At 58.4% G+C, this 231-nt stretch carries 1 protein-coding gene; it reads right to left on the reverse strand.

Features of this window, described 5'->3' with window-relative positions; genetic code table 11:
• Window positions 1-3 precede the first annotated feature (3 nt).
• Window positions 4-231: helix-turn-helix domain-containing protein (locus FHC49_RS21965; protein WP_220440859.1), on the reverse strand; the 228-nt coding region annotated here is incomplete at its 5' end.

Below are 231 nucleotides of genomic sequence, written 5' to 3' on the forward strand. Positions count from 1 at the left end.
ACCCTAAGCGTTAGCTCTGTGTCGTTGCACGATGTCAGCGACGGTATTCTTGCTGATACCGAGCTCGCGTGCGATCCAGCGATAGCTGCGTCCCTCGGCCCTCATCGCAACCACCATAGGCAAAAGTCGGTCTGATTTTGGTCGCACTCCGGCCTGACGACCAAGCCTCTTACCACGTGCCTTCGCAACAGCAAGGCCTGACTTGACCCGCTCGCTGATGAGATCCCGCTC

It is taken from the genome of Kluyvera sp. EC_51, assembly GCF_019584505.1.
Taxonomy (GTDB): Bacteria; Pseudomonadota; Gammaproteobacteria; order Enterobacterales; family Enterobacteriaceae; genus Kluyvera; species Kluyvera sichuanensis.